Raw genomic sequence first — 17734 nt, 5'->3', positions numbered from 1 at the left:
ACCGCGCATACTTTTGCACTGCATTGCGGGTGCTGCAATCCGGCTTAAGGGACGGAAGTTCCTTGCACGATCGCGCCGGCAGCTTCCAGCGCATCGAGGTCATCGCCTGCGAGCGACAGCCACGCGGCAAGGCCGTCGCGCGTCTGTTCGCCCACGCGCGGCGGGGCGCTGCGATAAGTGGCGGGGGTGGCCGAAAGCTTCGCCGGGAAGGCTACTGTCGGGATCGTCGCGCCGTCTTCGCGGGCGAAAGTCTGCACCGTGCCGCGCGCCTCGACGAAGGGATCGGCGAAGACGTCCTTGAGCGTGTTGACCGGCCCTGCGGGAACATTGGCAGCCACCAGCCGGTCGATCAGGGCAAGGCCGGTCTCGTGCGCGACCTTGCTCTGGATCAGCGCTTCGATCGCATCGCGGTTGACCTGCCGCGCGGCGGAGGTGGCAAAGCGCGGATCGGTGCCCAGTTCGGGGCAGCCCAGCAGGTCGCAGAGCGTGCGAAACTGGCCATCGTTGCCCACCGCAATGATGATCTCGCCATCGGCGACTCGGAACGTGCGATAGGGGACGACGGTGGGGTGGCGGTTCCCCAGTCGGCCGGGATTGATCCCGCCCACCAGCCACGACGATCCCTGGTTGGCCATCATCGCGATCTGCGTGTCGAGCAGCGACAGGTCGATCTGCTGGCCCTCACCCGTGCGTTCGGCATGGCGCAGCGCGGCGAGGATCGAGACGGCGGCGTACATCCCAGTGGAAAGGTCGGCCATCGCCACCCCTGCCCTGAGCGGCCCGCCGCCTTCTTCGCCCGTTACCGACATGAACCCGCCCATGCCCTGCGCCACGAAGTCATAGCCGGGCCGGTCGGCATAGGGGCCGGTCTGGCCGAAACCCGTGACCGAGCAATAGACGATGCGCGGGTTGATGCTGGCGATGCTGGCGTAATCGAGCCCGTAGCGGGCGAGCCCGCCGACCTTGAAGTTTTCGACCAGCACATCGGCCTTGGCGGCCAGTTGGCGGATCAGGTCCGCGCCCTTCGGTGTCGCGATATCCACCGCCAGCGAGCGCTTGTTGCGGTTGCAGGCGATGTAATAGGCACTTTCCTGCGGGTCTTGCGCCCCATCGGGCAGCGACAGGAACGGCGGCCCCCAGGCGCGGGTGTCGTCCCCTCGCCCCGGATGCTCGATCTTGAGCACGTCGGCACCAAGGTCAGCCAGGATCTGTGTGGCCCAAGGGCCAGCCAGCACGCGCGAGAGATCGAGCACGCGCACGCCGTCAAGGGCGGCGGCAGGGCTGGCGGTCATGCGGTGGGTCTCCCGAGGCTTTGCAGGGCAGTCCTAGGGAGCGGGCCACACCCGCTCAAGCAGCAGGTGTGGCCTTTCATCAGGTTGAAAGCGAAACGCTTACTTGGCCGCCTGCGCGAGATAGGCGATCAGGTCTGCGCGGTCCTGCGGGTTGGGCAAGCCGGCGAACGGCATCTTGTTGCCCGGAATGAACTTGGCCGGCCCGGCCAGATAAGCATCGAGCGACTGGGCGTTCCAGGTAATGCCCTTGGCCTTCATCGCTGGCGAATAGGCGAAGCCAGCGACCGAACCGGCCTTGCGCCCCATGATTCCCTTCATCGACGGCCCGAGGCGCGTCGCGCCGGTGTTAAGATCGTGGCAGGCAGCGCAGCGGGCATAGACGGTCTTGCCCTTGGACGGATCGCCAGCGGCCTGCGCATCGGCGGCCGAAGCACCGGCGACCAGAACAGCGCCAACAAGAACCAAAGGCATGAACTTCATCGCAAACTCCCCTGAACAATTCTCGGTCGCTCTAGCGCGCGAGGGCTTTCGCGCCACTGAACAAATCGGCGCGCGCGTGCAAACCCCTTTTTCTTTAAACCGGGTTCGGCATAGCCCACCCCACGGCGACTAGTGCCGCCTTCGGCAGCGCAAGTCTCGCTCCCCGCCCGCAAGCGGTAGGGGGTGGGGGCGGCGCGTCAGGCCGCGACTGGCGCCGTGACCAGGCCAAGTTCGGGAATGCCGACCGAGCGCCTGCCGCCGTAGTCGGTGCGCACAACGATCAGGTTGCTCTTTTCGAGGTGTTCCAGCAGCCGCCGGATGCGGCCGGGCGAGCGCGTGCCATAGACTTCGGCGAGGCGGTCGTCGTCGGGGCACGGCGCGCCTTCGACGGCCGCCACCGCCAGCAGTCCGAACGGCGCCAGCAGGTCGTCGGGCACGGCGCGGGCGATGCGCAGCACGTCCTGCCAACGCGGCTCGGCATCGTCGGGAATGCCCGCCACGGCGAGGGCAAAGCGGCGGCGGAAGGCGGCAAGGTCGATGCCGGTGTTGGCAAGCCGCTGCATCCGGCAGCGCACGGTGAAATCCTGATAGAGCTGAGCGGCAGGCTGGAAGGTGCAGTCCGGTTCCTGCGCCATTTCGGCGAGGATCGCAGCGACTTCGGCGGCGGTCTCCTCCTGCGCGAACAGGCTGGGTTCGACGGGCGCTTCCACTTGCTCGGAAACAGGTACGGTGCTTTCGATCTGGCCGAGCAGTTCGTTGCTGTCGACAGGCGGCGCTTCTGGCTCGGGCGCGCGCGGCACGGGTTCCATCGCCAGCGGCTCGGCCAGCAGCAGCGATTCCATCTCCGCACCGCCTGCGTTGGGAAGCGGCATCAGCCCCTGCACCACGTTGCGCGCGCGGGTCTGCACATCGCCGATGCGCACGCCGACCGGACGGCGCGCGATGGCAGGGCCGAGACCGAGGAAATGGCCGCGTTCCAGATCGCGGATCTGTTCGGCCTGCCGCCGCTCCATGCCCAGCAGATCGGCAGCGCGGGCCATGTCGATATCGAGAAAGGTGCGCCCCATCAGGAAGTTGGACGCTTCAGCGGCAACGTTCTTGGCCAACTTGGCGAGGCGCTGCGTGGCGATCACGCCCGCAAGGCCGCGCTTGCGGCCACGGCACATCAGGTTGGTCATCGCGCCCAGCGACAGGCGGCGCACTTCGTCGGTGACGTCGCCCGCAGCGGCGGGGGCAAAGACCTGTGCTTCATCGACCACGACCAGCACGGGATACCATTCGTCGCGCGGGGCATCGAACAGCGTGTTGAGGAACACCGCCGCGCAGCGCATCTGCGCTTCCATTTCCAGCCCGTCGAGCGCGAGGATCACCGAGGCGCGATGCTTGCGGATGCGCGCGGCGAGCTTGGCGATCTCTGCCGGGTCATAAGCTGCGCCATCGACCACCACATGGCCGAAAGGCTCTGCCAGCGACACGAAATCGCCTTCCGGGTCGATCACCACCTGCTGGACCAGACTGGCGCTTTCTTCGAGCAGGCGGCGCAGGAGGTGCGACTTGCCGGACCCGGAATTGCCCTGCACCAGCAGGCGGGTCGCCAGAAGTTCCTCGATGTCGATCCGGACGGGAGAGCCGCTGCGCTCTGCGCCGATGACGATGGATGCGCTCACGGCGATGGTCTGTGGCCGCGCAGGGCCGAATCGGCAAGGCCGGGGCGGCGGATTTCCCCGGCCTTTCCGCTGCTGATGCGATCAGTTGCCGGTGATCCCCGCCCCACGGCGATAGAGCGGATCCGCGCTGTCGTCGGGATAGGCAGGATGTTGCGCCGCCACAGCCGCCGCCGAGGACGGCAGTTCGAACGGCAGGTGGCCTTGCGGCTTCGCCTTGCCGGTCACGAGGTCGAGCAGAACGGCATCGCTCGCGCCGAACAGGCCGTAAAGCGCGGCGGCCTTGCCCCGGATCGCGGTAAGCACGGCGGGACGGTCGAGATCGACTGCGACGATCGTGGGCACTTTGGCCGCGGCCCGCGCGATGGTCTCCGTCGCGGGATCGCCTGGGCGGAAATCGAGGCGGCCTTCGTTCTGGCGGCTGCCGAAGAAGTGGTCGGGGTGGACCATTTCGTGCGGGGTCTGAACGCGCACCAGCGCGACTTCGGCTTGGTCGAGGCTGTCGACCGGGACCAGTCCCGCCGCACGCGCGGCATCGGCTGAAACGCCCGAGAGCCACACCCGGCGCGTGGGGGCCAGCGGCAGGATTCCGGCGCGCGCTTCCAGCAGCACTTGTGCCGCGCGTTGCGCCGCATCGGCTTCGGCCTGCGTGGCGGGGTTGCCGACGACCTTCGCGGCAGCTTGTTCATCGACGTAGGGGTTGTCGAACAAGCCCAGTTCGAACTTCAACGTCAGCACCCGGCGCGCCGCTTCATCGACCCGCGTTGGCGACACCTTGCCTGCCTTCACTGCCGCCATCAGCGGTGCCGGATCGTTCACGCCGCCGAACTGGTCGATCCCGGCGTTCGCGCCCAGTGCGAAGCGGTCGCTTTCGGGCAGATCCTCCACGCCCCACGGCATTGCGATGGCATATCCCTGCGGCGCGTCATGCGTCGGTGCGCGACAGGCGGCGGGGCAGTCGTTGGTGATCGCCCAGTCGGACACGACCAGCCCCTTGAAGCCGTGGTCGCGGCGCAGCAGCCCGTCGATCAGCGGCTTGTTGAACCCGCCGCCGACGCGCGGCAGCGGCAGGCCCTGATACGTCACGCCTTCGGGGATGATGTAGGTCGGCATCACGCCTGCCGAGCCTGCCGCCAGCGCATCGTCGAAGGCGCGGACGTGGAGCGCGAAGCTTGTGTCGTCGAGCTTGCCGGTGCGGCCATAGTAGTTGTGGCCGTCGAAGCCTTCAGGCTCCGCGCCATAGCCGACCCAGTGCTTGACCACAGTGGCGACCCCGCCCTTCGTCAGCCCGGTGGCACTGCCCTGAAAGCCGCGCACATAGGCGCCCGCTAGGCGCGACACCGCCGCCGGATCAGACCCGAACGTGGCATTGCCGCGAGGCCAGCGCGGTTCGGTGTAGAGGTCGGCCTGCGGCGAAAGCGCCATGTGGATGCCCACCGCGCGGTACTCTGCCGCCGCGAGCTGGCCGAAGCGTTCGACCAGCTTTTCATCGCCGATCGCGGCAAAGCCCAGCGGTTCGGGCCACTGCGAAAACCCGCGATTGGCCGAGCTTGCGCCGACCACGACCTGGAAATGGTTGCGCGGATCGGTGCTGATGGTGACGGGAATGCCCAGCCGCGTGGCCTCGGCCAGCTTCTGTACCGCGTTGTTCTGCGCGGCGAAGGTCGCGGGATCGGCGGAAAGGCGCGTGATGAAGCTGTTGACGCCCCTTTCGAGCAGCGCCTTGGCGGCGGCCTGATCATAGCCTTCGCCCATGCCCAGCACCATGCCGCCCGCGCCGGGCAGCGTGCCGTGAAGCATCAGGCCCACCTTTTCCGCCAGCGTCATGCGGCGGACGAGATCATCGACTCGCTTCGCCAACGGCAGGCGCGCATCCTCGTAAGGATCGAGGCGGCCATTGTGGTTGAGATCGCGGAAGGCCTCGCGCACGGCCGGCCTTGCCGGGACGCGCGCGGGCGCCATCGTGGTGCCCAGAACCGCCAGCGCCGCGCCTGCCAGACCCCAGCCCATTACCCGCTTCATGCATGCTCTCCCATCCCCCGCGCCTGTTTTTGACAGCGCAGTACAATGTCAGCGGCCTATCGCCTTGTGCCGACAAAAGCAAACGGCGGCGCGCCCCCGTTGGGACACGCCGCCGTCCTGCGACCGGAAGGGCTGTGGGGATATCAGCCGTGCCGGATCAGGTGATCGAATGCGGAAAGCGCGGCCTTGGAGCCTTCGCCCATGGCGATCACGATCTGCTTGTAGGGCACCGTGGTGCAGTCGCCCGCCGCGTACACGCCGGGCACGTCCGTCGCCCCACGGGCGTCGATCTCGATCTCGCCGCGCGGGCTGAGGCCGACCGAGCCTTTGAGCCATTCGGTATTGGGCACGAGGCCGATCTGCACGAAGATGCCTTCGAGCGGGACTTCGTGAAGCTCCTCGGTCTCGCGGTTGCGGTAGACGAGACCCGTCACCTTCTCGCCATCGCCCAGCACTTCGGTCGTCAGCGCCGAGGTGATGATCGTGACATTGGGCAGGCTGCGCAGCTTGTCCTGCAACACGGCATCGGCGCGCAGCACGGCGTCGAATTCGATCAACGTGACGTGGGCGACGATCCCTGCCAGATCGATCGCGGCTTCCACGCCCGAATTGCCACCGCCGATCACCGCCGTGCGCTTGCCCTTGAACAGCGGGCCGTCGCAGTGCGGGCAATAGGCGACGCCCTTGTTGCGGTACTGGTCTTCGCCGGGCACGCCCATCTGTCGCCAGCGCGCGCCGGTGGAGAGGATCACGGTCTTCGCCTTCAGGCTCGCCCCGCTGGCCAGTTCGATCGTGGTCAGCCCGTCGTCGCCGGCCGGCTTCAGCGCGCTGGCGACCTGCAGGTTCATCACGTCGACCTCGTAGTCCTTCACGTGCTGTTCCAGCTGTGCGGCCAGCTTCGGCCCCTCGGTGTGCGACACCGAGATGAAGTTCTCGATCCCCATGGTATCAAGCACCTGCCCGCCGAAGCGTTCGGCGACCACGCCGGTGCGGATTCCCTTGCGCGCGGCATAGATCGCTGCCGCAGCCCCGGCCGGGCCACCGCCGACGACGAGCACGTCGAACGGCTCCTTGCCCGCGATCTTCTCTGCCGCGCGGGCAACCGCCCCGGTATCCACCTTGGCCATGATCTGCGCGAGGTCCATGCGGCCCTGCTCGAAGACTTCGCCGTTCAGGAACACCATCGGTACGGCCATGACCTTGCGGCGCTCCACCTCGTCCTGGAACAGCGCGCCGTCGATGGCGACGTGCGTCACGTTCGGGTTGAGCGCGGCCATGATGTTGAGCGCCTGCACCACGTCGGGGCAGTTCTGGCAGGTGAGCGAGAAGAACGTCTCGAAGTGCAGCGGGCCTTCCAGCGCGCGCACGGCGTCGAGCAGGTCTGCCTCCTCCTTGGGCGGGTGGCCGCCGACGTGGAGCAGCGCGAGGATCAGCGAGGTGAACTCGTGGCCCATCGGCAGGCCTGCGAACACGGCCTGCGCTCGGCCTTCATCCGCGCGGATGGCGAAGCTGGGCTTGCGGGCGTCGGTGCCGTCGAAGCGGGCGGTGACCTTGTCCGATTGCGCGGCGATTTCCTCGACCAGCGCGCGAGTTTCGGCGGACTTGGCGCTGTCGTCCAATGAGGCGACCAGCTCGATCGGCCGGCGCAGGTTGCCGAGGTAGGCCTTCAGCTGGGCGGTGGTGGCGGCATCGAGAATGGGCATGACGGTTTCCTAACGGCAGGACAACAGGCGCGCCACGGCGAGAGCCGGGCGGGGAAGAACGAACAGGGGATCGCGGGGGGCGAAAATGTTTCCCCGGGGAAACATTTTGGGAACAAGGGGCCGGGCGGCCGAAATGGTAAAGCCGCCCGGCGGGGTCGGGATTGCTCCCGAACAATATTTTTTAGATCTTGCCGACGAGGTCGATCGACGGGGCAAGCGTTTCGGCGCCGGCTTCCCACTTGGCCGGGCAGACCTGGCCGGGGTGTTCGCGGACGTAGATCGCGGCCTTGATCTTGCGGAGCAGTTCCTCGGCATTGCGGCCGACGCCTTCGCAGGTCGTTTCCATGATCTGGATCACGCCGTCCGGATCGACGACGAAAGTGCCGCGATCCGCCAAGCCTTGGCCTTCACGCATCACGTCGAAGTTGCGCGTGATCGTGCCGGTGGCATCGCCGAGCATGTAGTAGTTGATCTTGCCGATGGCGGGCGAGCTGTCGTGCCAGGCCTTGTGGCTGAAGTGGGTGTCGGTCGAAACCGAGTACACTTCCACGCCGAGGCTCTTCAGTTCCTCGTACTTGTCGGCGAGGTCTTCCAGCTCGGTCGGGCACACGAAGGTGAAGTCGGCGGGGTAGAAGAAGAACACCGCCCACTTGCCCTTGAGGTCGGCATCGCTGACGTCCACGAACTTGCCCTGCACATAGGCGGTCGTGGCGAACGGCTTGATCGAGGTTCCGACGAGAGACATGCGATATCCTTTGCAGTCGTTGGTTGAAGGCTTGGGTTTGTGAACGGTTGAAACGGCGCAGTGCCGCTGCAGGGCATGAGCTAGACCCGGCGTGTTTCAATTTCCAATGATCTATTCCGGCCAGATTGATTGAAAACGTCGATCAATGAAGCCGCTCTCGTTCGGAACCGCAGGCAATGTCAAATGTTACCCCGCGCGATGCGTGTTGCGGCTGATGGATGTTGCGGTTGCGAAAAGCGCAAGCCCCTCCCGCTTATTTGCACTTGAAACCTTTTGACAGCGCCGCCAATTGCGGCTCATAAAACGAAACGTTCTCGTTTCATTAACAGGATCCCCCGATGAGCGAGCCCACTGCCCCGCAAGATTCCGCCGCCCCCGAAGCGTCCGCCCCGCAACCCGGCAAACGGCGCCTGATCGGCCGCATCGCGCTTGGCGCGCTGGTGGTAGGCGCGGTCTATGGCGTCTATGCCTATGCCGACTACCGCATGAACGGGCGCTACTTTCAGGAAACCGAGGACGCCTACGTGCGCGCCGATGGCGTGGCGATCAGCTCGAAGCTGGCGGGCTATGTCCGCCAGGTGGCGGTGGCCGACAACCAGGCGGTGACGGCAGGCACTTTGCTGCTGCAGGTCGATCCCACCGACTACCGCACCCGGCTCGATCAGGCGGTCGCGCAGGTGAACGTCGCCCGCGCCACCCAGACTGCCACGCTGGCGGGCATCGGCGAGGCCGAGGCAGGCGTCGGACAAGCCAGCGCCGCGCTCTCTGCCGCGCAGCGCGATCTCGCCTACCTCAACGGCGAAGTCGCCCGCTATCGTCCGCTCGTGGCGAGCGGCGCGGAGCCGAAGCAGGCGCTCGACCAACTGGTTTCGCACCGCGACAAGGCCGCCGCGCAAGTGCGTGCCCAGCAGTCCGCGCTGGCGGCCGCGCGCAGCAAGGTGGAATCGGTGCGCGCCCAGGCCGGGCAATCGGCCGCGCAGATCGAGGCCGCCCGCACCCAGCAGGCCGCCGCGCAGAACGATCTTGCGATCACGCGCCTTGTCGCGCCGGTCTCCGGCAAGGTCGCGTCGTCGGGCGTCCGGCTTGGCCAGTTCGTGCAACCCGGCCAGCGTCTGATGACGATCGTTCCTACGGACAAGATCTATGTAGAGGCCAACTTCAAGGAAACGCAGATCGGCCTGATGCGCCCCGGCCAGCCGGTGAAGATCAAGGTCGATGCCCTGCCCGACGTCGAATTCCACGGCGTGGTCGAGAGCATCACGCCGGGCACGGGCGCGAACTTCTCGCTGATCCCGCCGCAGAACGCGACCGGCAACTTCACCAAGATCGTCCAGCGCGTGCCCGTGCGCATCCGCATCAATGCAGGCGCGGAATCGCGCAAGGTGCTGGTGCCCGGCCTGTCGTTGAGCGTCGAGGTGGACACCACCTCGGCCAAGGGCGCGATTGATGCGATCCAGGCCGAGCAGGACCGGGCGCACCCGGCCCGATGAGCGGCGCGGCCACCCTTCCAGCGGGCACAGCGCCCGCACCCGCGCCCGTACAACAGAAGGCGGACCTGTCGGCCTGGCTGGCGGTTTTCGCGGGCGCGATCGGCGCGCTGATGGCGACGCTCGACATCTCGATCGTCAACTCCTCGCTGCCCACCATCCAGGGCGAGATCGGCGCTTCGGCGAGCGAAGGCACTTGGATCGCCACCAGCTACCTCGTCGCCGAGATCGTGATCATCCCGCTGACCGGCTGGCTTGAACGCGTGTTTGGCCTGCGTCGCTTCCTGCTGATCGCGGCGACGCTGTTCACCGCGTTCTCGATCGTGTGCGGGCTTTCCACCTCGCTGACGATGATGATCATCGGGCGCATCGGACAGGGCTTCACCGGCGGGGCGATGATCCCCACCGGCATGACCATCATCGCCACGCGCCTGCCGCGCCACCAGCAGCCGGTCGGCACCGCGCTATTCGGTTCAACGCTGATCCTGGGGCCCGTGCTGGGGCCGCTGGCTGGCGGGTGGCTGACCGAGAACCTGTCGTGGCACTACGCCTTCTTCATCAACCTGCCGGTCTGCCTGATCCTGATGGTTTTCCTGCTGGTGGGGCTGAAGGGCGCGAAGGCGCGGCTGGACGAGCTGTGGAGCGCCGACTGGCTGGGCATTGCGGGCATGGCACTGGGCCTTGGCGGGCTGACCGTGGTGCTGGAGGAAGGCAACCGCGAACAGTGGTTCCAGTCCACGCTGATCTGGCAGCTTTCGGCGGTGACGCTGCTCGGCTTCGCGTTCATCGCCATCGGCCAGCTGACCGCGCGCCGCCCGGTGGTGAAGCTGGCGCTGCTGCGTAACCGTGCCTTTGCCGCCGTGTTCGTGCTGGGGTTGCTGATCGGCGCGGTGCTTTATGGCACCAGCTACGTGATCCCGCAGTTCCTTGCCGCGATCGCGGGCTATAATGCCTATCAGTCTGGCGGGATCGTGTTCCTGTCGGGCATTCCGGCGGCGATGATGATGCCGCTGTTCCCGCTGCTGATCACGCGCATCGATTTGCGCGTGGCGGTCGGCGCGGGGATGCTGATCATGGCGACCTCTTGCTGGCTTGACACCACGCTGACGCTGACCTCCGACGGTTCGGACTTCGTGGTTTCGCAACTGCTGCGTGGACTGGGCCAGGCGCTGTGCATGCTATTCCTCAATCAGGCGGCGCTTGCCAGCGTGGATGCCGATGATGCGGGCGACGCTTCGGGCCTGTTCAACGCCGCGCGCAACCTTGGCGGCTCGATCGGCCTTGCCCTGCTGGCGACGCTGCAGGAACGCCGCCTCGATTTCCACCACTGGACGCTGCACTCGGCCCTCGGTGCCAATGATGTCGGCGTGCAGGACTGGATCTCGAACCAGGCCGCCGGCTTTGGCGGCGGGCCCGAAGGCCTTGCCGCCGCGATCCGCTCGATCGACGGGACGGTGCTGCAACAGGCGATGGTCATGGCCTTCAGCGATGAATTCATCGCGCTGGTGGCCGCGATCGTGGTGGTGGTTCCGCTTGTTTTCCTTCTCCGGCCGCTTCCCAAGGGCCGCTTCAAGATGGCGATGCACTGATGCGACGCAAGACCCTTCTCTCCCTCGCCCCCGCGCTCACCGCTGGCCTGCTGCTGTCGGCCTGCACCGTCGGTCCCGACTACAAGGGCCCGCCCGAGGTCGCAGCGAACGCCGCCGCGCGCAGCGGCTTCCTGCGCGCCGATGGGGTGGCCAACCCCGACGCTCCCGCGGCGCAGTGGTGGACCGCGCTGGGTGATCCGGTGCTCGATCAGCTGGTGGCCGATGCGCTCAAGGATTCGCCCAACGTCGCTATCGCCAACGCCCGTATCGCACAGGCGCGCGCCGGGCTGGCTGCGAACAAGACCGCGGTGCTGCCCACCTTCAACGTGTCGGGCGCGGCGCCCTACATCAACGTGCCGGGCGGGCTGCTCAGCACCAATGGCGAGACCGGCGGGCGCGATTCGATCAACGCCTACAACCTAGGCTTCGACGCTTCGTGGGAAGTCGATCTGTTCGGCGGCACCCGCCGCAAGATCGAGGCCGCCTCTGCCCGCGCCGAGGCCGCCGACGCAGGACTTGCCGATGCGCAAGTGACCCTTTCGGCTGAAGTCGCGCGTGCGTATGTCGCGCTGCGCGCACGCCAGCAGGGCCTCGCGCTGCTCGACCGGCAGGCGCAGATAGACGATGCACTGGTCGCGCTGGCGCAAGCCCGCTTCACCGGCGGCACGGCACCCGAACAGCCGCTGAACCAGATGCGCGCCCAGCGTGCCCAGACCGAAGGCGACCGCGCCAAGGCGCGCGCCGAGACCAACGTGCTGCTGGATCAGCTCGCCGTGCTGACGGGCCGCGAACCCGGCGCGCTCGATGCGACGCTCACCGCCCCTGCCCCGATTCCGCTGCCGCCCGAAAGCGTCGCGGTGGGCGATCCGGCGCGACTGCTGCGCAGCCGCCCCGACGTGCGCATGGCCGAGCGTCAGCTTGCCGCCGCCAATGCCGATGTCGGCGTGCAGATCGCCAATCGCTTTCCCAAGCTTTCGTTTCTCGGCCTGCTCGGGCTGGGTGGTTCGAACATCGGCGACGTGTTCGATCCATCGAAGATCATCGGCCTCGCCCTGCCCCAGCTCAAGTGGAACCTGTTCGACGGGGGCCGCGCGAAGGCGCAGATCAGCAACGCGAAGGGTGCAAAAGCCGAGGCCGAGGCCAACTATCGCGCCAGGGTGCTGGGCGCGCTGCAGGATGCCGAAGGGTCCCTCACGCGTTTCGGCGGCCAGCGCGTGGCTTTCGCGCAGTCTGCTATCGGCGCGGCGCAGGCAGACCGTGCCGCAGCCTTGCAGAACCAGCGCGCCGCCGCCGGCACGATCGGCCGCAGCGAAGCGCTGACCGCCCAGCGTCAGGCCCTGCAGGCCGGGCTTGCCACCGTTTCGGCACGGGCGGACCTGACCAACAGTTTCATCGCGGTCGAAAAGGCGCTGGGCCTTGGCTGGACCGGGGCCTGAACGGAAGGCGGAGGGAGGCGCGAAAATGGACCTGAACCGTCTCGATATTCCGTCTTTTCAGCGGATCGATTCTGTATCACTCTCATTTCCTATCAGAACGCCGCAAAGGCGAATGAACGGGAAGAGAGATGGACTGGATTTCGGACATGGGTCGCCGATTCTGGCAGGCATATACCGACGGGCTGGCGATGAGCTGCCCCATGCACCGCGTGATCTGCGAAAGCGATCCCGAGGCGAACCAGTCGCCTTGCCACATCGACATGAGACAGCATGATGTCCATGTCGCCCTCCAGCAAAGCACCGCCGTCCGCCACTGACGACTTCGGCAGCGCATCGCGCGACCAGCCTCTTGACGGTGCCCCGCCGCGGCGTGGTCGTCCTTCGGTTGCCGAGGCGCGGATGCTGTCCGACAAGATTCTGGAGGCGAGCTGGCAGGTCCTGCTCGCTCACGGCTTCGAAAACTTCACGTTCGACCGCGTCGCGCGCCACGCCCATATCGGCAAGGCGACGATCTATTCGCGCTTTGCGGGCAAGACCGACCTGATGCAGGCGTTGCTCGCCTGGCGCATGGAGCGCCAGCGCAGCGAGATTCTGTCCGAAAGCAGCGCGCTTGCGCCGCAAGAGGCCTTCACTTTGCGCGCGCGCCGCGTGCTGGAAGTGCTGTTCTCGCCCGATGGGGTGCTGATGGAACGGCTGATTGACTGGGTTGATCAGGAGGCGGGGGCCGGCAACGGACGCGGCGAAGTCTATCGTAGCGCGCTGCAATCCATCGCTGCCGAATTCGAGGCTACCAACGCCGCAGGGCAAACCGCCATCGCCGATGTCGATCTGGCGGCGCGGTTCTGGCTCGAAGGGCTGCTAGGTCACGCCCGCCTCGCCAGCAGCCAAGGCAAGGAGGGACTTGCCGAAAGCGAGGCCTGGGCGCGCGATTATGTCGCGTTCTTCTTTCGCGGCTTGGCGGCCATGCGGGATCATGGTTAGCAAAAGCTGATCGGTCCCCGGTGGTCCGACCGGGGGCCCGCCTTCATCGCTTTCGCAGCATTGTTATCCATCGTCGTGCCGGTCGTGGGGACGTGAAGGGCAACATGAAGGGCGTGATCTTCAACCTGCTGGAAGATGCGGTTTCGGCCGAGCACGGCGCGGAAGCCTGGGCCGATCTCCTCGACCTCGCCGCGCTGGACGGCAGCTATTTCTCGCTCGGCTCCTATCCCGACGCTGAACTGCTGGCCATTGTCGATCACGCCTCGATCATGCTTGCGGCACCACCGGCGCAGATCCTGCGCTGGTTCGGGCAGCGCGCCATTCCGTTGCTTGCCGAGCGGTTCCCCCCGCTGTTCGGTCATCACAAGTCGGCGCGCTCGTTCATCCTCAGCGTGAACGACATGATCCATCCCGAAGTGCGCAAGCTCTATGCCGGAGCAGCCTGTCCGCGCTTCCATTTTCACGATACCGACGACGGCCGCCTCGCCATGGCCTACCAGTCGCGTCGCCAGCTGTGCCATCTGGCGCATGGTTTCATCGATGGCGCGGCCGCGCATTATGGCGAGGCCATCACCGTCGATCACCTCGCATGCACGCACCATGGCGACCCGGTCTGCCGTCTCGCGCTGGGGTGGCACGGATGAAGCACGAGGCATTTCCCCTCCCGCTCGATGCGACGCCCGCCGATGCGCAGACCGTCGAGAAGCTGCGCCGCTTGCTGGAACAGGAACGGCGGGCGCGCCGCGATGCCGAAGCCATTGCCGAGCGCGGCCTGCGCGAACTGTACGAAAGCCAGGTGCGCCTTGCACTGCTTCAGCGCATCACGGATTTTGCCAACCAGTCCAATGATTTCGGGGCCGTTCTGGACATGGCGCTCAAGGAAATCTGCGTTCACATGGGCTGGGACTTCGCCAATGCCATCAGGGTTGCCGAAGGTGGCCGGGAGGCCGTGGCCTGCAACACGTGGTATGCGGCCGATCCGAAGCGACTGTTTCCTTTCGTGGAAGTTTCGCGCGAATTCACCGTCCCCCGCGGTGAAGGCCTGCCGGGCCGCGTCCTGCGCGACGACCATCCGCACTGGATCGACGATATCGCCGACGAGGCGTGGTTCCACCGCAGGCGTGAAGCGTTGCAGGCCAAGCTGCTCTCGGCATGCGCCTTCCCGATCAGCGTGGGCGAGGAAATGGTCGCGATCATCGAGTTCTTCTCGAGCAAGCCGATGGTCGACAAGGACAACATACTCCTGACGATCACGCAGGCCGGGACGCAGGTGGGGCGGGTCATCGAACGCGAACGCGCCCGTGCCGCCCTGCTGCATGATGCCCTGCACGATGCCATGACGGGCCTGCCCAACCGTGTCCTGCTCGATGAACGCTGCCGCGCGGCGTTCCAGCACCTGCCTGCGGATCGCACGGGCCTGGCGATCATGGTCATCGACCTCGACGGCTTCAAGGCGATCAACGACAAGTACGGCCACCACGCGGGCGATGCCCTGCTGGTCGACGTGACGGGCCGGTTCGAAGCCGCGATCGTTGCCTTCCAGCAGTCGTCGGGCCGGGCCGGTCACGCGACGCTGGCGCGCGTGGGGGGCGACGAATTCGTCGTGCTGCTCGATGGCCTGCCAGATCCGGAAGCGGCGGAGCGACTTGCAGCGCTGCTGCACGACGTGTTGCGGGCCCCCACACAAGTGGACAACGATCTCGTCAACGCAGGTGCATCGATCGGCATTGCCTACTCCGGGCCGGTCTATGACGATGTCGAGCAGATCCGTCGCGATGCTGACCTCGCCATGTACGAAGCGAAGGGCGAAGGATCCGGGCGGACCGTCACCTTTACAGACGCGCTCGGCACCGAGGCGCGCAACCGCATGGCGCTCGAACGCGAACTGCGCGAGGCGATCCGCGACAAGCAGTTCGTGCTGTTCTACCAGCCGATCTTCGCGCTGGGCGGCGACCGCCGGCTGATGGGCTACGAAGCGCTGATCCGCTGGCAGCATCCCACGCGCGGGCTGATCGATCCGGGGGCGTTCCTCCCGGCGGCCGAGGAAAGCGGACTGATCGTGTTCATCGGCGACTGGGTGCTGCGGCAGGCCTGTACCGCCCTCGCCCGGCTTCACGCGCGCATGCCGAAGGGATCTGGCGAACCGCCGTTCATCTCGATCAACATTGCGCCGCAGCAGTTCCTTCAGCCCAGCTTCGCCCAGCAGATCCAGCGCGTACTGGCCGAAACCGGCGTGCCACCCGATTGCGTACGTCTGGAAGTGACCGAGGGCGTGGCGATCATCGACGCCGACCGCACCCGGCAGGTGCTGGAGGAAATCCGCGACTGGGGCGTGCGCACAAGCCTCGATGATTTCGGCACCGGCTATTCCTCGCTGTCTTACCTCCAGAACCTGCCGTTCGACACGCTCAAGATCGACCGCTCGTTCGTCGCTTCGATCGACGATCCCAAGAGCCGCAACATTGTGCGCGCGATCCTCGATCTGGCCGGGAGCCTGAACCTGTCGGTGGTCGCCGAGGGCATCGAATCGCAGGATCAGGGGCGGACGCTGATCGAGATGGGTTGCGAATACGGACAGGGCTTCCACCTGGGCGTGCCGCTCGATGAAAAAGCCGCGTTCGCGCTCGTCGACGAACGGCGCGCGGCGTAAGTCGGGCGTCACTTTTCCTTCATCGGCGGGGCGCTATTCTCGGGTCATACCACCTGAGGAGGACCATCCGTGGCGCAAAGTCCCTGGCAGCACAGCCGCAGCCCCAGCATTGCCGATGACGTCGATTTCGAGATCAAGGGGCAGGAACTCCAGTTCCTCGAGATCGAACTGGACCCGGGCGAAAGTGCCGTCGCCGAAGCGGGCGCCTTCGTGTGGAAGGACGCCAGCATCGGCATGACCACCGTGTTCGGCGATGGTTCGGGCGACAACGGCGGCGGCTTCATGGGCAAGCTGATGGGCGCGGGCAAGCGTCTGCTGACGGGCGAAAGCTTGTTCACCACCGTGTTCACCCACAATGGCACGGGCAAGGCGCGCGTCGCCTTTGCCGCGCCCACGCCGGGCGCGATCCTGCCGATCCGCTTGTCCGACGTCGGCGGCACGCTGATCTGCCAGAAGGACGCTTTCCTTGCCGCCGCGCGCGGGGTGTCGATCGGCATCGCCTTTCAGCGCAAGGTCATGACCGGGCTGTTCGGCGGCGAAGGCTTCATCATGCAGCGGCTCGAAGGCGATGGCTGGGTCTTCGTGCAGATGGGCGGCATGGTGATCGAGCGCGAACTGGCACCGGGCGAACAACTCCACATCGACACCGGCTGCCTTGCCGCGATGACGCCGTCGGTCGATTTCGACCTGGTCGGCGTGGGCGGGGTCAAGTCGATGCTGTTCGGCGGCGAAGGGGTGTTCTTTGCGCGGCTGACCGGCCCCGGAAAGGTGTGGATTCAGTCGCTGCCCTTTGCCCGCCTCGCCGGGCGGATGATGGCGGCGGCGATGCCGGGCGGCGGCCAGAACCGGGGCGAAGGCTCGGCGCTGGGCATGTTCGGAGACTGGATCGACGGCAATCGCTGAACAGTACCTGACGGGGGCAGAACGTCACCTGGCATGGGTCAAGGGGCACGTAAGCGACCGCTTACACGTCCCGACATAAGCAGCAAACCCATGGCCGCCGCGTCTGTCGGCAGGCATCCCGATCGGCATCGATCCGATCGAGGAGCCTGCCGATGACGACCACCTTGGACACCCGCCTTCCCCCTGCCTACCCTCCCCGCCGTCGTAACTGGGATCCGGTGGTAAAGCTGACACACTGGTCCGTCGTGGCGGCTATTCTGGCCAACGCGCTTGCGACCGAGGAGGGATCTTCGGCGCATGTCTGGGTGGGCTACGCGCTCGCCGCAGTCCTGGTGCTGCGGCTGCTGTGGGGCCTGATCGGCCCAGCCGAGGCGCGCTTCACCGCCTTTCCGCCAAGCCCGCGCCGCGCCCTGGCGCATATTCGGGACATCGGCAGCGGGAAAGCGAGCCATCACGCCTCGCACAACCCGTTGGGCGCGCTGATGGTCTATGCGATCTGGAGCTGCCTTGGCGTGATCATCGCGACGGGGATCGCCATGGCCGGACTGCCCAACCAGCCCCGCGAAGGGGCGGAACTGCGCGAAACCGTAGCGGCGGCCTCCGTCGAGCGCGAAGATGGCGAGGAGGGTGAAGGTGGCAAGGAAAGTCCCCTGGGCGAAGTGCACGAGTCGGCGGTGAACCTGCTCTATCTGCTGATCGTGCTGCACATCGCCGGGGTGGCGTTCGAGACACGGCGCAACGGGCGCGATGTTGTGCTGGCGATGGTGCCGGGCAACCGCTAA

General features: G+C 66.6%; 15 protein-coding genes. 9 read left to right on the top strand and 6 right to left on the bottom strand.

Going from position 1 to position 17734, the window contains the following annotated elements; genetic code table 11:
• Positions 1–44 precede the first annotated feature (44 nt).
• From K3A84_RS01705 to ahpC, 6 genes are all read right to left on the bottom strand, one after another.
• Positions 45–1292: a CaiB/BaiF CoA transferase family protein gene (locus K3A84_RS01705; protein ID WP_225007337.1), complete on the bottom strand. Its 1248-nt coding sequence runs from the start codon at positions 1290–1292 to the stop codon at positions 45–47.
• Positions 1293–1391: 99 nt separating this feature from the next.
• The gene (locus tag K3A84_RS01700) at positions 1392–1772 is read right to left on the bottom strand and encodes a c-type cytochrome (RefSeq protein WP_225007336.1); all 381 of its coding nucleotides are present in this window, start codon (positions 1770–1772) and stop codon (positions 1392–1394) included.
• A 197-nt stretch (positions 1773–1969) separates the two neighbouring features.
• Complete coding sequence (locus K3A84_RS01695) at positions 1970–3439, bottom strand: helicase HerA domain-containing protein (protein ID WP_225007335.1); 1470 nt, start codon at positions 3437–3439, stop codon at positions 1970–1972.
• Between the two features lie 81 nt (positions 3440–3520).
• Positions 3521–5458: a glycoside hydrolase family 3 protein gene (locus K3A84_RS01690; RefSeq protein ID WP_225007334.1), complete on the bottom strand. Its 1938-nt coding sequence runs from the start codon at positions 5456–5458 to the stop codon at positions 3521–3523.
• A gap of 143 nt (positions 5459–5601) precedes the next feature.
• Positions 5602–7161 (bottom strand): alkyl hydroperoxide reductase subunit F, encoded by a 1560-nt coding sequence (gene ahpF, locus K3A84_RS01685; RefSeq protein ID WP_225007333.1) that lies wholly within the window; start codon positions 7159–7161, stop codon positions 5602–5604.
• A gap of 181 nt (positions 7162–7342) precedes the next feature.
• Positions 7343–7906 carry an alkyl hydroperoxide reductase subunit C gene (gene ahpC, locus K3A84_RS01680; RefSeq protein ID WP_225007332.1) on the bottom strand — a complete coding sequence of 188 codons (564 nt, stop codon included), beginning with the start codon at positions 7904–7906 and terminating at the stop codon, positions 7343–7345.
• A 338-nt stretch (positions 7907–8244) separates the two neighbouring features.
• Between ahpC and K3A84_RS01675 the strand changes: the two genes are divergently transcribed.
• The 9 genes from K3A84_RS01675 (at position 8245) to K3A84_RS01635 (ending at position 17734) form a co-directional block, all read left to right on the top strand.
• Complete coding sequence (locus K3A84_RS01675; protein WP_225007331.1) at positions 8245–9396, top strand: HlyD family secretion protein; 1152 nt, start codon at positions 8245–8247, stop codon at positions 9394–9396.
• Positions 9393–10982 carry an MDR family MFS transporter gene (locus K3A84_RS01670; protein WP_225007330.1) on the top strand — a complete coding sequence of 530 codons (1590 nt, stop codon included), beginning with the start codon at positions 9393–9395 and terminating at the stop codon, positions 10980–10982. The genes K3A84_RS01675 and K3A84_RS01670 overlap by 4 nt, the downstream gene beginning before the upstream one ends.
• Positions 10982–12418: an efflux transporter outer membrane subunit gene (locus tag K3A84_RS01665; RefSeq protein WP_225007329.1), complete on the top strand. Its 1437-nt coding sequence runs from the start codon at positions 10982–10984 to the stop codon at positions 12416–12418. Before K3A84_RS01670 ends, K3A84_RS01665 begins: the two co-directional genes overlap by 1 nt.
• Before the next feature lie 128 nt (positions 12419–12546).
• Positions 12547–12735, top strand: a complete 189-nt coding sequence (locus tag K3A84_RS01660) for a hypothetical protein (protein WP_225007328.1) — start codon at positions 12547–12549, stop codon at positions 12733–12735.
• Positions 12689–13399: a TetR/AcrR family transcriptional regulator gene (locus tag K3A84_RS01655; protein ID WP_225007327.1), complete on the top strand. Its 711-nt coding sequence runs from the start codon at positions 12689–12691 to the stop codon at positions 13397–13399. Before K3A84_RS01660 ends, K3A84_RS01655 begins: the two co-directional genes overlap by 47 nt.
• A 104-nt stretch (positions 13400–13503) precedes the next feature.
• Positions 13504–14043 (top strand): heme NO-binding domain-containing protein, encoded by a 540-nt coding sequence (locus K3A84_RS01650; RefSeq protein WP_225007326.1) that lies wholly within the window; start codon positions 13504–13506, stop codon positions 14041–14043.
• Entirely contained in the window at positions 14040–16049 is a 2010-nt protein-coding gene (locus tag K3A84_RS01645) for a putative bifunctional diguanylate cyclase/phosphodiesterase (RefSeq protein WP_225007325.1), read from the top strand. Before K3A84_RS01650 ends, K3A84_RS01645 begins: the two co-directional genes overlap by 4 nt.
• A 69-nt stretch (positions 16050–16118) precedes the next feature.
• On the top strand, positions 16119–16952 hold the full coding sequence (locus K3A84_RS01640) for an AIM24 family protein (RefSeq protein ID WP_225007324.1): 834 nt from the start codon (positions 16119–16121) through the stop codon (positions 16950–16952).
• Between the two features lie 152 nt (positions 16953–17104).
• Positions 17105–17734 (top strand): cytochrome b/b6 domain-containing protein, encoded by a 630-nt coding sequence (locus K3A84_RS01635; RefSeq protein WP_225007323.1) that lies wholly within the window; start codon positions 17105–17107, stop codon positions 17732–17734.

Origin of the sequence: Novosphingobium percolationis (assembly GCF_020179425.1) — a bacterium.
GTDB classification, from domain to species: domain Bacteria; phylum Pseudomonadota; class Alphaproteobacteria; order Sphingomonadales; family Sphingomonadaceae; genus Novosphingobium; species Novosphingobium percolationis.
The sequence above is the reverse complement of the archived record's forward strand: the minus strand, read 5'-3'. Positions and strand labels throughout refer to the sequence as shown.

Bases quoted from the DNA above. Each gene is read 5' to 3' on its own strand.
- K3A84_RS01705 (WP_225007337.1), bottom strand. From the start codon at position 1,292: ATGACCGCCAGCCCTGCCGCCGCCCTTGACGGCGTGCGCGTGCTCGAT.
- K3A84_RS01700 (WP_225007336.1), bottom strand. From the start codon at position 1,772: ATGAAGTTCATGCCTTTGGTTCTTGTTGGCGCTGTTCTGGTCGCCGGT.
- K3A84_RS01690 (WP_225007334.1), bottom strand. From the start codon at position 5,458: ATGAAGCGGGTAATGGGCTGGGGTCTGGCAGGCGCGGCGCTGGCGGTT.
- ahpF (WP_225007333.1), bottom strand. From the start codon at position 7,161: ATGCCCATTCTCGATGCCGCCACCACCGCCCAGCTGAAGGCCTACCTC.
- ahpC (WP_225007332.1), bottom strand. From the start codon at position 7,906: ATGTCTCTCGTCGGAACCTCGATCAAGCCGTTCGCCACGACCGCCTAT.
- K3A84_RS01675 (WP_225007331.1), top strand. From the start codon at position 8,245: ATGAGCGAGCCCACTGCCCCGCAAGATTCCGCCGCCCCCGAAGCGTCC.
- K3A84_RS01670 (WP_225007330.1), top strand. From the start codon at position 9,393: ATGAGCGGCGCGGCCACCCTTCCAGCGGGCACAGCGCCCGCACCCGCG.
- K3A84_RS01665 (WP_225007329.1), top strand. From the start codon at position 10,982: ATGCGACGCAAGACCCTTCTCTCCCTCGCCCCCGCGCTCACCGCTGGC.
- K3A84_RS01660 (WP_225007328.1), top strand. From the start codon at position 12,547: ATGGACTGGATTTCGGACATGGGTCGCCGATTCTGGCAGGCATATACC.
- K3A84_RS01655 (WP_225007327.1), top strand. From the start codon at position 12,689: ATGATGTCCATGTCGCCCTCCAGCAAAGCACCGCCGTCCGCCACTGAC.
- K3A84_RS01650 (WP_225007326.1), top strand. From the start codon at position 13,504: ATGAAGGGCGTGATCTTCAACCTGCTGGAAGATGCGGTTTCGGCCGAG.
- K3A84_RS01645 (WP_225007325.1), top strand. From the start codon at position 14,040: ATGAAGCACGAGGCATTTCCCCTCCCGCTCGATGCGACGCCCGCCGAT.
- K3A84_RS01635 (WP_225007323.1), top strand. From the start codon at position 17,105: ATGACGACCACCTTGGACACCCGCCTTCCCCCTGCCTACCCTCCCCGC.